The sequence below is a fragment of the Pseudomonas sp. WS 5411 genome (assembly GCF_012985595.1).
Taxonomy (GTDB): Bacteria; Pseudomonadota; Gammaproteobacteria; order Pseudomonadales; family Pseudomonadaceae; genus Aquipseudomonas; species Aquipseudomonas shahriarae.
In genome coordinates this window covers 238,892-254,009 of sequence record NZ_JAARMC010000002.1, presented here as the reverse complement: position 1 = coordinate 254,009, position 15,118 = coordinate 238,892, and the positions used below count along the sequence as shown (strand labels likewise).

The following is a 15,118-nucleotide window of genomic DNA, read 5'->3' as shown; positions in this document are numbered from 1 at the left end:
GACGGTTATCCTGCGTGGCCCTTGTAGGCGCCTGGGCAATTGAGGCGGGCAAAAAAAGCCCCGCCAAATTGGCGGGGTTGAGGTACGAGCGTGGCGCTCGGAAATCGTTGCAGCCAGGCCTCCCCGGTGAAGGGGAGGCCGCTGCCGTTTACAGCAGGATGGTGCGGATGTCGTTCAGCAACTGGCTCAGGCGCTGGGTGAAGCGTGCAGCGGCCGCGCCATTGATCACGCGGTGATCGTAGGACAGCGACAGTGGCAGCATCAGCTTCGGCTGGAAGGCCTTGCCGTCCCACACAGGCTGGATAGTTGCCTTGGAAACACCGAGGATCGCCACTTCCGGCGCGTTGACGATTGGCGTGAAGCCAGTGCCGCCAATGTGCCCGAGGCTGGAGATGGTGAAGCAGGCACCTTGCATGTCGTCCGGAGTCAGCTTCTTGTCGCGGGCCTTGGCAGCCAGTGCAGCCGCTTCGGCAGCCAGTTGCAGCAGGCTCTTCTGGTCGACGTTCTTGATGACCGGTACCAGCAGGCCATCCGGGGTGTCGACGGCGAAGCCGATGTGCACGTATTTCTTGCGAATGATCGCCTTGCCGCTTGGTGCCAGCGAACTGTTGAAGTCCGGCAGCTCCTTGAGCAGGTGCGCGCAGGCCTTGAGCAGCAGTGGCAGCACGGTCAGCTTGACGCCAGCCTTCTCGGCCACGGCTTTCTGCGCAACGCGGAAAGCTTCCAGGTCGGTGATGTCGGCCTGGTCGAACTGAGTCACGTGCGGAATGTTCAGCCAGCTGGCGTGCAGACCGGCTGCGCCGATTTGCATCAGGCGCGTCATCGGCACTTCTTCGATTTCGCCGAAGCGGCTGAAGTCTACGGTGCGGATCGGCGGAATGCCCGAGCCACCGGTAGCAGTGCCGGCAGCCGGAGCTTCCTTGGCTTTTTGCATCATGGACTTGACGTAGACCTGCACGTCTTCCTTGAGCACGCGACCATGTGGGCCGGTAGGGCTGACAGCGCTCAGCTCGACGCCGAATTCACGGGCCAGTTGACGCACGGCAGGGCCGGCGTGAGCCTTGGCACCACTTGGCGCAGGGGCAGCCGCCGGGGCCGGTGCGGCCTCGGCTTTTGCCGCAGGAGCCGGGGCGGCAGCAGCCGGTGCAGCTTCAGCTTTGGCGGCCGGAGCAGCAGCGGCAGCGGCAGGCGCCGGAGCAGCAGCAGGCGCAGCGCCTTGTACTTTCAGCTTGAGGATGAAGTCACCAGTGCCGACTTCGTCTTCGAGCTTGACCGCGATGCTTTCCACTACGCCGGCAGCCGGCGATGGGATTTCCATGGAGGCCTTGTCGGACTCCAGGGTGATCAGCGACTGGTCGGCTTCGACGGTGTCGCCGACTTTGACCAGCAGCTCGATGATCTTGGCCTTGCCCGACGAGCCGATGTCCGGGACGTGAATGTCCTGGACAGTGGCTGCGGCCGGAGCTGCGGCCGGGGCAGCAGGAGCCTCGGCAGCAGCAGGTTTCTCGGCGGCTGGTGCCGGTGCAGCAGCGGCAGCAGGCGCCGCCGCCGGGGCCGCATCAGCGGCACCTTCGATTTCCAGCTCCAGCAGTTCGTCGCCTTCTTTCAGGCGGTCGCCCAGCTTCACTTTCAGGCTCTTGACCACGCCGGCCTTGGGAGCAGGGATTTCCATGCTCGCCTTGTCCGATTCCAGGGTCAGGATGCTCTGGTCGGCTTCGACGGTGTCGCCGACCTTTACAAACAGCTCGATTACTTCACCTTCACCGCTGCCGATGTCAGGTACGCGAATGAGTTCGCTCACAAAAAGTCTCCTCAGCAGTCCAGTGGGTTGCGTTTTTCCGGGTTGATCCCGAACTTGACGATGGCGTCAGCCACCACCTTGGGTTCGATCTCACCACGGTCAGCCAAGGCTTCCAGGGCTGCCAACACCACAAAGTGACGGTCGACTTCGAAGAAGTGACGCAGCTTCTTGCGGCTGTCACTGCGGCCGAAACCATCGGTGCCCAGGACTTTGAATTCCTTGGACGGGACCCACTGGCGAATTTGTTCAGCAAACAGTTTCATGTAGTCGGTAGAGGCGATAACCGGACCCTTACGGCCAGCCAGGCACTCTTCGACGTAGCTCAGCGCAGGCTTCTGGCCTGGGTGCAGGCGGTTGCTGCGCTCTACGGCCAGGCCGTCGCGACGCAGTTCGTTGAAGCTGGTAACGCTCCACACATCAGCGCCGACGTTGAACTCTTCACGCAGGATCTTCGCCGCTTCACGCACTTCGCGCAGGATGGTGCCGGAGCCCATCAGTTGCACGTGGTGTGCCGCTTCCTTGGTGTCTTCTTCGAGCAGGTACATGCCCTTGATGATGCCTTCTTCAACACCGGCCGGCATGGCTGGTTGCTGGTAGGACTCGTTCATCACGGTGATGTAGTAGAAAACGTCCTGCTGCTCTTCGGTCATCTTCTTCATGCCGTCCTGGATGATCACCGCCAGCTCGTAGCCGTAGGTTGGATCAAAGGTGCGGCAGTTCGGGATGGTGGCAGCCAGGATGTGGCTGTGACCGTCTTCGTGTTGCAGGCCTTCGCCGTTCAGCGTGGTGCGCCCGGCGGTACCGCCGATCAGGAAACCACGGGTACGGCTGTCGCCTGCTGCCCAAGCCAGGTCGCCAATGCGCTGGAAGCCGAACATCGAGTAGAAGATGTAGAACGGCAGCATCGGCTGGTTGTGGCTGGAGTACGAAGTACCGGCAGCGATGAAGGAGCTCATGGCGCCCGCTTCGTTGATGCCTTCTTCGAGGATCTGGCCCTTCTTGTCTTCCTTGTAGAACATCACCTGGTCTTTATCGACTGGCTCGTAGAGCTGGCCGACGGAGGAGTAGATGCCCAACTGGCGGAACATGCCTTCCATACCAAAGGTACGGGCTTCGTCCGGGATGATCGGGACGATGCGCGGGCCGATTTCCTTGTCCTTGACCAGTTGCGCGAGGATCCGCACGAAGGCCATGGTGGTGGAGATTTCACGGTCGCCCGAACCGTCAAGGATTGCCTTGAGGGTGCTGAGGTCCGGCGTCGGTACGCTGAAGCTCTGTGCCCGGCGCTGTGGCACGAAACCGCCCAGTGCAGTGCGACGCTCGCTGAGGTAGCGGGCTTCGGCGCTGTTTGGCTCGGGCTTGAAGAACGGCAGGTTCTCCAGCTCTTCGTCCTTGACCGGAATGTCGAAGCGGTCGCGGAACAACTTCAGGCTGTCGACATCGACTTTCTTGGTGTTGTGGGCGGTGTTCTTCGCTTCGCCGGCACCGGTGCCATAACCCTTGATGGTCTTGGCCAGGATGACGGTCGGTTGTTCTTTGTGGTTGACCGCTTCGTGGTACGCCGCGTAGACCTTGTACGGGTCGTGGCCGCCACGGTTGAGTTTCCAGATCTCGTCGTCGGACAGGTCGGCAACCATCGCCTTGAGTTCAGGCGTGTTGAAGAAGTGTTCACGTACGAACGCGCCGTCTTTGGCTTTGTAGTTCTGGTACTCGCCGTCGATGACTTCGTCCATGCGGCGTTGCAGGATACCGTCGACGTCCTTGGCCAGCAGTGGGTCCCAGAAACGGCCCCAGATGACTTTGGTTACGTTCCACTGGGCACCGCGGAACACGCCTTCGAGTTCCTGGATGATCTTGCCGTTGCCGCGAACCGGGCCGTCGAGGCGCTGCAGGTTGCAGTTGATGACGAAGATCAGGTTGTCCAGCTTCTCGCGGCCGGCCAGGGAGATGGCGCCCAGGGATTCCGGCTCGTCGCACTCGCCGTCGCCCAGGAAACACCAGACCTTCTGCTTGCCTTCGGGGATGAAGCCACGGGCTTCCAGGTACTTCATGAAACGTGCCTGGTAGATCGCCTGGATCGGGCCCAGACCCATGGATACGGTCGGGAACTGCCAGAAGTCAGGCATTAGCCAAGGGTGCGGGTACGACGACAGGCCGCCACCGTCGACTTCCTGGCGGAAGTTGTTCATCTGGTCTTCGGTGATGCGACCTTCCATGAACGCACGGGCGTAGACGCCTGGCGAGGTGTGACCCTGGAAGTAGATCAGGTCGCCGCCGTGTTCTTCGGTCGGGGCCTGGAAGAAGTAGTTGAAGCCAATGTCATACAGGGTTGCGCTGGAAGCGAAGCTGGAGATGTGACCGCCCAGGTCAGAATCTTTCAAGTTCGTGCGCATAACCATCGCCATCGCGTTCCAGCGTACCAGCGAGCGAATGCGGCGTTCCATGAACAGGTCGCCAGGCATGCGTGCTTCGTGGGTAACGGGGATGGTGTTGCGGTATGGCGTGGTGATGGCGTAGGGCAGTTGCGAGCCGCTGCGGGTCGCGAGTTCGCCCATACGGGTCATCAGGTAGTGAGCACGGTCTTCGCCTTCTTTGTCGAGAACCGATTCCAGGGCGTCCAGCCATTCCTGGGTTTCGACGGGATCGAGGTCTTGCATGGCTTGCTCCAGGGCGGAAAGGCTACCAGAATCGGTTGCCTGAAGTTTGCGACTGGCCTTGTGGGCAGACGACATAAATTCTTGGATGGCCGAAGGTTGCTTCGGCGTCCTGTAGTTTTACTACAAATCGTCGGCCATTTCAGCCTTTCGAATGTATATACGAGTAGTAAAACTACACAAGACCGAGGTGGTTGCTCGGTCTGGCTGGTGAGCATAATCGTTATTGTTGATCTTTTGCGAACAAGAAAAGGTAGAAGTTTAATGTTGCCTGCCAAAATTAATGATTTTTCAGCTATTTCTAACTTTTGTTCGACAGTCCTTCATCGAGCGTGGTTCTTGCGTTCACAGCCACTCGCCATTCACGCGCCGATCAAGGATAGACCATGAGCCTTCCAACGCTGGTTGAACTCCCAGCCGTTTTGTTGCCATTTGCCAACCGGGCCGAGCAGTCATTTCGTGACGCGGCGGCCATGCTGGATGCCGATCATGGCCTGTCTGCGTGGACGCCGCAACGTTGGGCCGACTTCGCCCGGGTATGTGCCGCCAGCGATTTTGTGATTGAACAGAGTGTTCGTGACCCTTTGATGTTGCTTGAGCTGGTGGCCTGGGGCGAGCTGGACCGCGGCTTTGCGCCTGATGAACTGTGTGGGCAGATTGCCGCAGCCGTGCAACAGGCTGAAACAGAAGATGAGCTGGGGCGTGTGCTGCGTCGCCAGCGCACCCGCCAGCAAGTGCGGATCATCTGGCGCGACCTGACCCGACAGGCGGACCTGGTACAGACCTGCCGCGACCTGTCGGACATGGCCGACGCCAGCATCGACCAGGCTTACCAGTGGCTGTACCAGCGCCACTGCGCGCAATTCGGCACCCCCATCGGCGGGCGCAGCGGCGAGCCGCAGCAGATGGTCATCCTCGGCATGGGCAAGCTGGGTGCGGTGGAACTGAACCTGTCGTCGGACATCGACCTGATCTTCGCCTACCCCGAAGGCGGCGAGACCGTGGGCGCCAAGCGGGCCCTCGACAACCAGGAGTTCTTTATCCGCCTGGGCCAGAAACTGATCAAGGCCCTGGACCCGATGACCGTCGACGGCTTTGTGTTCCGGGTCGACATGCGCCTGCGGCCCTACGGTTCAGCAGGGGCGCTGGTGTTGAGCTTCAACGCATTGGAGCAGTACTACCAGGACCAGGGCCGCGACTGGGAACGCTACGCGATGATCAAGGCGCGGGTGGTGGCCGGCGACCAGGTGGCCGGCGCGCAACTGCTCGACCTGCTGCGCCCGTTTGTCTATCGGCGTTACCTGGACTTTTCTGCGATCGAAGCGCTGCGCACCATGAAGCAGTTGATCCAGCAAGAAGTGCGGCGCAAGGGCATGGCCGACAACATCAAGCTGGGGGCGGGCGGCATCCGCGAGGTGGAGTTTATCGCCCAGGCGTTCCAGCTGATTCACGGTGGCCGCGACCTCAGCCTGCAACAACGGCCGCTGCTGAAAGTGCTGGGCACCCTGGAAGGCCAGGGCTACCTGCCGCCGGCGGTGATTGCCGAGTTGCGTGCCGGCTATGAGTTCCTGCGCTACACCGAGCATGCGATCCAGGCCATTGCCGATCGCCAGACGCAAATGCTGCCCAACACGGACGAGGACCAGGCGCGCATTGCCTTTATGTTGGGTTTTGCCAACTGGACGGCGTTCCATGAACAGTTGATGTACTGGCGTGGCCGGGTGGACTGGCATTTCCGCCAGGTGATTGCCGATCCGGACGAAGAGGAGGGGGTGGAAAGCGAATTGGTGGTGGGTGGCGAGTGGCTGCCCTTGTGGGAAGAATCCCAAAATGAGGAGGCCGCCTGTCGCCAATTGGCCGAAGGCGGCTTTGCCGACGCGCCCAAGGCCCTGAAAGCCTTGGCCAGCCTGCGCGGCAGCCCGCAATTGCGCGCGATGCAGCGCCTGGGGCGTGAGCGTCTGGATGCGTTTATCCCGCGCCTGCTGGCCCAGGCTGTCGAACATGCCAACCCGGACCTGGTGCTGGAACGAGTGCTGCCGTTGGTAGAGGCCGTCGCGCGGCGTTCTGCTTATCTGGTGCTGTTGACGGAAAACCCTGACGCCTTGCGTCGGTTGTTGACCCTGTGCGCCGCCAGCCCGTGGATTGCCGAGCAGATCACCCGCTTCCCGCTGCTGCTGGACGAATTGCTCAACGAAGGCCGCCTGTTCAAACCGCCCTTGGCGCCGGAACTGGCCGCCGAACTGCGCGAGCGCCTCACACGCATCCCTGAGGATGACCTTGAGCAGCAAATGGAAGCCCTGCGCCACTTCAAGCTGGCGCACCGGTTGCGGGTCGCGGCCTCGGAAATCGCTGGCAGCCTGCCGCTGATGAAGGTCAGCGACTACCTGACCTGGCTCGCCGAGGCGATTCTGGAGCAGGTGCTGGCCCTGGCCTGGCGCCAGACCGTGGCCCGCCACGGTACGCCGCAACGCCTCGACGGTACCTTGTGCGACCCCGGATTTATCATCGTCGGTTATGGCAAGGTCGGCGGTATCGAACTGGGACATGGCTCGGACCTGGACCTGGTGTTTATCCACGACGGTGACCCCCAGGCCGAAACCGACGGCGCCAAGCCGATTGATGGCGCGCAGTTCTTTACCCGCCTGGGCCAGCGCATCATTCACCTGCTGACCACCCAGACCAACTCCGGGCAATTGTACGAAGTGGATATGCGCCTGCGACCTTCTGGCGCATCCGGCCTGCTGGTCAGCTCCCTGGGGGCATTTGCCCGTTATCAGGAAAACGAGGCCTGGACCTGGGAGCATCAAGCCCTGGTGCGCGCGCGGGTGCTGGTCGGCAGCCAGGACGTGGGCCGGGCGTTTGAGGCCGTACGGGCGCGGGTACTGGGGCGCACGCAAGACCTGGCGAAGCTGCGCCAGGAGGTCAGCGAGATGCGCGCCAAGATGCGTGACAACCTGGGCACCAAGTCGACCGCAGCCGGCACCGCGGCGAATGCCTTCGAGCCCACGGCGCTGTTCGATCTCAAGCAGGACGCAGGAGGTATCGTCGATATTGAATTTATGGTGCAATACGCCGCTTTGGCGTGGTCTGCGCAACATCCATTGCTGCTGCGCTATACCGACAATATCCGCATCCTGGAAGGCTTGGAGCAGGTCGGGCTGATGCCCGCCGCCGATGCCCACCTGTTGCGCGAGGTGTATAAGGCCTACCGCTCGGCAGCCCATCGCCAGGCCTTGCAGAACGAGGCGGGTGTGGTGGCCGGGGATCAGTTTGCCGACGAACGGCGGCAGGTGAAACGGATCTGGCAAGAACTGGGGTTAAGCTAAAACACTACGGCGACCCCAATTGAATGTGGAGACCGGCTTTAGGTGGAAGCGGGCTGGCCCGCGATGCAGGCGCTGCGGTCTGGCTGACAGCACGCGGTGATGCTATCGCGGGCCAGCCCGCTCCCACACAAACCGTGACCTACAGTAATTATCGAGGCGGGGAGGCATGAGCCTCCCCGAATCGTTTGTGGAAACTACATGAATATTCTGATCGTTGGGCCCAGTTGGGTCGGTGACATGGTAATGGCGCAGACACTGTTCCAGTGCCTGAAACAGCGTCATCCCGACTGCCAAATCGACGTGCTCGCCCCCGAGTGGAGCCGGCCGATCCTGGAGCGCATGCCCGAGGTACGGCAGGCCTTGAGCTTCCCGCTCGGCCATGGCGCGCTGGAGCTGGCGACCCGGCGGCGGATCGGCAAGTCTCTGGCCGGCCAGTACGACCAGGCGATCCTGCTGCCCAACTCGATGAAGTCGGCCCTGGTGCCGTTCTTCGCCGGCATCCCCAAGCGTACCGGCTGGCGCGGCGAGTTCCGCTATGGCTTGCTCAATGACGTGCGCAAGCTCGACAAAGCCCGCTACCCGCTGATGATCGAGCGCTTCATGGCCCTGGCCTATGCGCCCAATGCCGAGTTGCCGACGCCGTATCCACGGCCGAGCCTGCTCATCGACCCGGTCACCCGCGACGCGGCCCTGGCCAAGTTCGGCCTGAGCCTCGATCGGCCGGTGCTGGCGCTGTGCCCAGGCGCCGAGTTTGGCGAGTCCAAGCGCTGGCCGTCGGAGCATTACGCCAAGGTCGCCGAGCTGAAAATCCGCGAAGGCTGGCAAGTCTGGCTGTTTGGCTCGAAAAACGATCACTCGGTGGGCGAGGATATCCGCCAGCGCCTGATCCCCGGCCTGCGCGAAGAAGCGGTCAATCTCAGTGGCGATACGTCATTGGCCGAGGCCATCGACCTGTTGTCCTGCGCCGACTCGGTGGTGTCCAACGACTCCGGCCTGATGCACGTGGCCGCCGCGCTGAACCGCCCGCTGGTGGCGGTGTACGGCTCCACCTCGCCGGGCTTTACCCCACCATTGGCCGACAAGGTCGAAGTGGTGCGCCTGGGCCTCGATTGCAGCCCGTGCTTTGACCGCACCTGCCGTTTCGGCCACTACAATTGCCTGCGCCAGTTGCTGCCCGATGCGGTAGCCGAAGCCTTGCAGCGTTTGCAGGGCAACGTGGTCGAGGTTCATTGAGTTGCGGGTACTGGTAATCAAGACCTCATCCCTGGGCGATGTGATCCACGCCTTGCCGGCATTGACCGACGCGGCCCGGGCGATCCCGGGGATCCGCTTTGACTGGGTGGTGGAAGAAGGCTTCGCCGAAATCCCCACCTGGCACCCTGCGGTGGACAAGGTGATCCCCGTGGCGATTCGCCGCTGGCGCAAGAGCCTCTGGCAGACCTTCAAGAGTGGCGAGTGGCGCCGCTTCAAGAAGCAGATCCAGTCGACTAAATACGACCTGGTAATCGACGCCCAGGGCCTGCTTAAAAGCGCCTGGCTGACCCGCTATGTGCGGGCGCCGGTGGCGGGCTTTGACAGAGATTCAGCTCGCGAACCCATTGCTGCGCGCTTCTATTCCCGGCGCCTGGCGGTTGCTCGTGGCCAGCATGCGGTGGAGCGCTTGCGCCAGCTGTTCGCCGTGGCCCTGGGCTATGACCTGCCCAAAGGCCTTGGGGATTACGGCCTGAGCACTGAGAAACTGCTCGGCCTGCCGCCGAAGAAACCTTTTGTGCTGCTGCTGCACGGCACCACCTGGGACACCAAGCACTGGCCCGAAGCCTACTGGCGCGAGTTGGCCGAGCGCATGGGCAGCCTGGGAGTGGATGTGAAACTGCCGTGGGGCAATGCCGCCGAAAAAGCCCGCGCCGAACGCCTGGCCCAGGGCCTGGCCAATGCCGAAGTCTTGCCCAAGCTGAACCTGGCCGGTGTGGCGCGGGTATTGGCCGGCGCCAGGGCTTGTGTGGCGGTGGATACCGGCCTCGGGCACCTGGCCGCTGCGCTGGATGTGCCGACGATCTCCCTGTTCGGCCCGACCAACCCGGGCCTGACCGGTGCCTATGGCAAGGCGCAGATTCATCTAGGCAGCGATTTCCCCTGCGCGCCCTGCCTGCAAAAGAAATGCACCTACCAACCGAGCGCTGAAGACCAGCGCCGGTTTGATCTCAAGCGCGAGTGGCCACTGTGCTTTACTCGCCTGAACCCTGAGCGTGTGGCCAGCCGACTGAGCACGTTGTTATTGGCTGAGGAGCTGCACTGATGCAACTGGCATTTGTACTGTACAAATATTTCCCCTTTGGTGGCTTGCAGCGCGACTTCATGCGCATCGCCTTGGAGTGCCAGCAGCGCGGCCACCAGATTCGTGTGTACACCTTGATCTGGGAAGGCGACGTGCCACCCGGTTTTGAAGTGCTGGTGGCGCCGGTCAAGGCGTTCTTCAACCATCGGCGCAACGAGAAGTTGACCGCCTGGATGCAGGCCGACCTGGCCAAGCGCCCGGTGGACCGCTTGATCGGCTTCAACAAAATGCCCGGCCTGGATGTGTACTACGCGGCAGACGGCTGTTTTGAGGACAAGGCGCAGAACCTGCGGCATTCGCTGTATCGCAGCTTTGGCCGCTACCGGCACTTTGCCGAGTACGAGCGCGCGGTGTTTGCCAAGGAGGCCAAGACCCAAGTGCTGATGATCTCCGAGGTCCAGCAGCCGCTGTTTATCAAACACTACGACACACCGCTGGCGCGCTTCCACCTGCTGCCACCGGGCATCGCCCAGGACCGTCGGGCGCCGCCGAATGCGGCCGAGATCCGCGCCGGCTTCCGTGCCGAATTCAACCTCGCGGACGACGATCTGCTGCTGGTGCAGATCGGTTCGGGCTTCAAGACCAAGGGCGTGGACCGCAGCCTCAAGGCGCTGGCCGCACTGCCGCCAGACCTGAAGAAGCGCACCCGCCTGTTTGTAATTGGCCAGGACGACCCCAAAGTATTCCAATTGCAGAGTGCTACCCTGGGCCTGGGCGACAATGTGCAGTTCCTCAAGGGGCGCAGTGATATCCCGCGTTTCCTGTTGGGCGCCGACCTGTTGATTCACCCGGCGTACAACGAAAACACCGGGACCGTGCTGCTCGAAGCCCTGGTGGCCGGGTTGCCGGTACTGGTCACAGCGGTGTGTGGTTATGCCCATTACATCAGCGAAGCTGATTGCGGGCGTGTGCTGGACGAGCCTTTCGAACAGGCCCAGCTCAACCAGTACCTGGCCGGGATGCTCAGTGATCAGCAGCAACGTGCGGCCTGGAGCCGCAATGGTCTGGCCTTCGCCGAGACGGCCGACCTCTATAGCATGCCGCAGCACGCTGCGGATGTAATTCTGGCGGAGCAACACTGATGAAGTTGATTCTTGCCGAACCGTTCAAGAGCCTTTGGGCCGGGCGCGATGCGTTCGCCGAAGTCGAGCTGTTGGAGGGTGAGGTTTACCGTGAACTGGAAGCCCGTCGCACCTTGCGCACCGAGGTGGATGGACGCGGCTACTTTGTGAAAATCCACCGTGGCATCGGCTGGGGTGAAATTTTCAAGAACCTGTTCACCGCCAAACTGCCGGTGCTGGGTGCCGGGCAGGAGTGGCAGGCAATTCAGCGCCTGCACGAAGTGGGCGTACCGACCATGACCGCCGTGGCTTACGGCGAGCGCGGCGCCAACCCGGCCGACCAGCATTCCTTTATTGTCACCCAAGAGCTGGCGCCGACCATCAGCCTGGAAGACTTGAGCATGGACTGGCTCAAGCAGCCACCCGAGCCGCGTCTCAAGCGCGCGCTGATTGCCGAGGTGGCCCGCATGACCGGGATGATGCATCGCGCTGGCGTCAACCATCGTGACTGCTACATCTGCCACTTCCTGCTGCACACCGACAAACCGGTGACGGCCGATGACTTCAAACTGTCGGTGATCGACCTGCACCGTGCCCAAGTGCGCCCGCGTATCAGTCAGCGCTGGCGCAACAAGGACTTGGCGGCCCTGTATTTCTCGATCCTGGATATCGGCCTGACCCGCCGCGACAAGTTGCGCTTCCTCAAAGGCTACTTCCAGCAACCCCTGCGCCAGATCCTGGCCGAGGAAGGCGCGTTGCTGCAGTGGCTGGAGCGCAAGGCCAGCAAGCTCTATGACCGTAAAGTCCGGTACGGAGGTGCGCTCTGATGGCGGGTTGGAACCTGGAACCTGCTTACTCGGAGCTTGTGGACGATTTTGGTAGCCTCGATGCGGTGTTTGCCCTGCAAGGCGAGCGGCTGACCCGTGATCCGCTGTCCGAAGTCATTCGTGTGCAGCGCGGCGGGGTCAACTATTACGTCAAGCGCTACACCGGCGCCGGCAAGGGGTTGCGGCGTTACCTGGGCAAGCCACGGGTCAAGTCCGAATGGCAGAACCTCAAGCGTTTCGCCAAGTGGGGCATTCCCACGGCCGAAGTCGTGGCCTGGGGCCTGGAGCGCAAGGGCCTGGCCTATGATCGTGGGGCGATGATCACCCGCGAGTTGCCCCGCACCGAAGACTTGGCGGCCCTGGCTGAACGCAAGGATCCGCAATTGTCCGACCCGGTATGGGTCGACAAGGTCAGCCGCCAGCTCGCCGAATACACCCGGACCATGCACGACCACCGGTTTACCCACAACGATTTGAAGTGGCGCAACCTGTTGATCGACGACCAGCAGACCCTGTACCTGATCGACTGCCCCAACGGCGACTTCTGGCGCGGGTTCTGGCTCAAGTACCGGATCACCAAGGACCTGGCGTGCCTGGACAAGGTTGCCAAATACCACTTGTCGGCCACCCAGCGCCTACGCTTCTACATGCAATATTGTCGGCGCAAGCACCTGAATACGTCGGATAAACAGCGGATTCGCCATGTGCTGAAGTTTTTCGAGGGACGCGAATGAATGACTTCCTGGCAACTGAAGACCGGGCCTTGCTGGAGCGCAATGGCCTGGCTGACTTCGACGCCCTGTGGGCCAGGCAACTGGACGCAGTGGATGAGCCCAACACCAGTCGCGGCGGCTGGAGCAGTGTGTTCCGCCTGGAACTGGAAGGCCGTGGCTTTTACCTCAAGCGCCAGAGCAACTACCTGACGCGCACCCTGCATCGGCCCTTTGGCGAGCCGACCTTTGCCCGTGAGTTTCGCAATATCAGCCGCTATCGGCAGAAGGCGATCCCGGCCTTGCAGGCCGCCTTTTATGGCGAGCGCAAGGTTGCCGGCGAATACCGCGCCTTGCTGCTGACCCGCGCGCTGGATGGCTGGAATGACCTGGACTCATTGCTTGAGCAGTGGCCGGCCCTGAGTGCCGCCCAGCACCACGCGATCCTCGTGGCTTGCGGCCAATTGGCGCGCAAGCTCCATGGCGTCGGCCAGGTGCATGGCTGTTTTTACCCTAAACATATCTTCCTGCAGGCCACCGGCGACGGTTACGCAGCGCAGTTGATCGACCTGGAAAAAACCCGGCCGCTGTTGCTGGGCCGGCGTGATCGGGTCAAAGACCTTGAGCCATTGCTGCGCCGTGCCGGCGCATGGACATCTGCGCAGGTGCGGCAATTCCTGGCGGCCTACCTCGAGCAGCCGGAGGACAGTTCGCTGGTGGATACCTGGGCGCAGTACCTGGCGGGGCGGCGCAGTCACAAGGAGGCCCGCTGATGCGGTTGTCTGAGCTCAAAAACGCCGGGCGTACGCCCACGTTGCCCTTGAGTATTGAGTTGGCGGATGCAGCGGGCCCTGGGCAGTTGCAACTGCTGAGCCTGTTGCGGGTGTTGCCCGGTCAGCGTTATGTGGGCGCGGCCATCTGGCGCGGCCGGCCGGTGCTGGCCAAGTTGCTGGTGGGTAGCAACGCCGCCCGACATTTCCAGCGCGAACTCCAGGGCGTGCGCCTGCTCGCCGAGCAAGGCCTCACTACCCCGCTGTTGCTCGCCGACGGCCTACAAGACGGTGAGGGCGGCTGGCTGCTGTTCGAGTTTCTGGAAGGGGCCCAAAGCCTGGCCGACGCCTGGGCGGCAGTCGAAGCCTTGCCGCCCTTGGCCGATGAGCAACAGGCGGTACTGGCCGAAGCGCTGGGTGCGATTGCCCAGATGCACGCCAAGGGTTTGTGGCAGGAAGATCTGCACCTGGACAACCTGATGCGTCAGGCGGACAAGCTGTATTTGATCGACGGGGGGGGCATCTGCGTCGAACAGGCGGGTAAACCTCTGTCACGTAACCGGGTGCTGGAAAACCTCGGGGTGTTTTTTGCCCAGTTACCGAGCGACCTCGAACCGTTTACCGAAGAATTACTGGTGCACTACCTGTTAAGCAACGGCGAGCACGCGTTGCCCCTGGAAGCCTTGCAAAAACAGGTGCGCAAAGTGCGCGCCTGGCGCCTGAAAGACTTCATGGGCAAGATTGGCCGTGAGTGCACCTTGTTCAGCGTAGTGCGCGGGGCCTTTGGGCTGCGCGCCATCCGGCGTGAAGAAGAAGCTACCCTGCTGCCGGTACTGGCAAACGTCGATAGGCTTGTCGACCAGGGCCAAATGTACAAGGCCGGCGCCTCGGCCACGGTGGCCGGGGTTGATGCTGCGGGTCGAGCGCTGGTGATCAAGCGCTACAACATCAAGGGTTTTATGCACTGGCTCAGGCGCTTCTGGAGGCCCAGCCGCGCCTGGCACGCCTGGAGCGAAGGCAACCGCCTGACATTCCTGGGGATTGCCACGCCCAAGCCCCTGGCGCTTCTGGAGCGACGCTTTTTCTGGCTGCGCAGCCGGGCTTATCTGGTCACCGAGCACCTGTCCGGGCCCGACCTGATCGAACACCTGGCCCCTTACGTGGACAGCGGCGAGGTGCCCGAGCCTGAGCTATTGGCCCTGGATCGCCTGTTTGGCGAGCTGATTCGCGAGCGGATCAGCCATGGCGACTTCAAGGGGCGCAACCTGTTCTGGCAAGGAGGGCGTTGGGTGCTGATTGATCTGGATTCGATGTGTCAGCATGGCTCGCTGAGCAGCTTCGCACCGGCGTTTGCCAAGGACCGTGCGCGGTTTATGCGCAACTGGCCGGTTGATAGTGCTTTGTATCGCGTGATTGATCAGCGCTTGCCCAAGGTGAGCGAGTTAGTTGGGTGATCCGCGTGAGGCCGTCATAAGTCGTAGCGATTTCTTCAGGTCTGGGAAATCACAGTGTTTTCGAAGGCAAGGGGCATTACTTAATATTTTGATTAAGTAGTGCTCTGGACATTGTTTGTTGGGGTTAATAGATTGTATCGACGCTTGATAGGAATATCTTATATAGATGTTTATTGAGTG

At 61.9% G+C, this 15,118-nt stretch carries 10 protein-coding genes; 8 read left to right on the top strand and 2 right to left on the bottom strand.

Annotated features, from left to right (window positions below; translation table 11 throughout):
• Nucleotides 1-148: 148 nt before the first annotated feature.
• Entirely contained in the window at nucleotides 149-1,801 is a 1,653-nt protein-coding gene (gene aceF, locus HBR93_RS04990) for a dihydrolipoyllysine-residue acetyltransferase (RefSeq protein WP_169959902.1), read from the bottom strand.
• An 11-nt stretch (nucleotides 1,802-1,812) separates the two neighbouring features.
• On the bottom strand, nucleotides 1,813-4,458 hold the full coding sequence (aceE, locus tag HBR93_RS04985) for a pyruvate dehydrogenase (acetyl-transferring), homodimeric type (protein WP_057958114.1): 2,646 nt from the start codon (nucleotides 4,456-4,458) through the stop codon (nucleotides 1,813-1,815).
• A gap of 383 nt (nucleotides 4,459-4,841) precedes the next feature.
• On the opposite strand from aceE, the gene glnE reads away from it, so the two are divergent.
• The 8 genes from glnE to HBR93_RS04945 all read left to right on the top strand — a co-directional run bounded on the left by glnE (nucleotide 4,842) and on the right by HBR93_RS04945 (nucleotide 14,938).
• Nucleotides 4,842-7,781 (top strand): bifunctional [glutamate--ammonia ligase]-adenylyl-L-tyrosine phosphorylase/[glutamate--ammonia-ligase] adenylyltransferase, encoded by a 2,940-nt coding sequence (gene glnE / locus HBR93_RS04980; RefSeq protein WP_057958115.1) that lies wholly within the window; start codon nucleotides 4,842-4,844, stop codon nucleotides 7,779-7,781.
• 198 nt (nucleotides 7,782-7,979) lie between these two features.
• Nucleotides 7,980-9,014, top strand: coding sequence for a lipopolysaccharide heptosyltransferase II (waaF, locus tag HBR93_RS04975; RefSeq protein WP_115127229.1), 1,035 nt, complete (start codon nucleotides 7,980-7,982; stop codon nucleotides 9,012-9,014).
• 1 nt (nucleotide 9,015) lies between these two features.
• Nucleotides 9,016-10,077, top strand: a complete 1,062-nt coding sequence (waaC, locus tag HBR93_RS04970; RefSeq protein ID WP_169959901.1) for a lipopolysaccharide heptosyltransferase I — start codon at nucleotides 9,016-9,018, stop codon at nucleotides 10,075-10,077.
• Complete coding sequence (locus HBR93_RS04965; RefSeq protein ID WP_115127231.1) at nucleotides 10,077-11,198, top strand: glycosyltransferase family 4 protein; 1,122 nt, start codon at nucleotides 10,077-10,079, stop codon at nucleotides 11,196-11,198. Before waaC ends, HBR93_RS04965 begins: the two co-directional genes overlap by 1 nt.
• Nucleotides 11,198-12,004: a lipopolysaccharide core heptose(I) kinase RfaP gene (rfaP, locus tag HBR93_RS04960; protein WP_057958118.1), complete on the top strand. Its 807-nt coding sequence runs from the start codon at nucleotides 11,198-11,200 to the stop codon at nucleotides 12,002-12,004. Before HBR93_RS04965 ends, rfaP begins: the two co-directional genes overlap by 1 nt.
• Nucleotides 12,004-12,738 (top strand): lipopolysaccharide kinase InaA family protein, encoded by a 735-nt coding sequence (locus tag HBR93_RS04955; protein ID WP_057958119.1) that lies wholly within the window; start codon nucleotides 12,004-12,006, stop codon nucleotides 12,736-12,738. Before rfaP ends, HBR93_RS04955 begins: the two co-directional genes overlap by 1 nt.
• Entirely contained in the window at nucleotides 12,735-13,487 is a 753-nt protein-coding gene (locus tag HBR93_RS04950; protein WP_169959900.1) for a lipopolysaccharide kinase InaA family protein, read from the top strand. The genes HBR93_RS04955 and HBR93_RS04950 overlap by 4 nt, the downstream gene beginning before the upstream one ends.
• The gene (locus HBR93_RS04945; RefSeq protein WP_120731362.1) at nucleotides 13,487-14,938 is read left to right on the top strand and encodes a lipopolysaccharide kinase InaA family protein; all 1,452 of its coding nucleotides are present in this window, start codon (nucleotides 13,487-13,489) and stop codon (nucleotides 14,936-14,938) included. Before HBR93_RS04950 ends, HBR93_RS04945 begins: the two co-directional genes overlap by 1 nt.
• The last annotated feature ends 180 nt before the right edge of the window (nucleotides 14,939-15,118 follow it).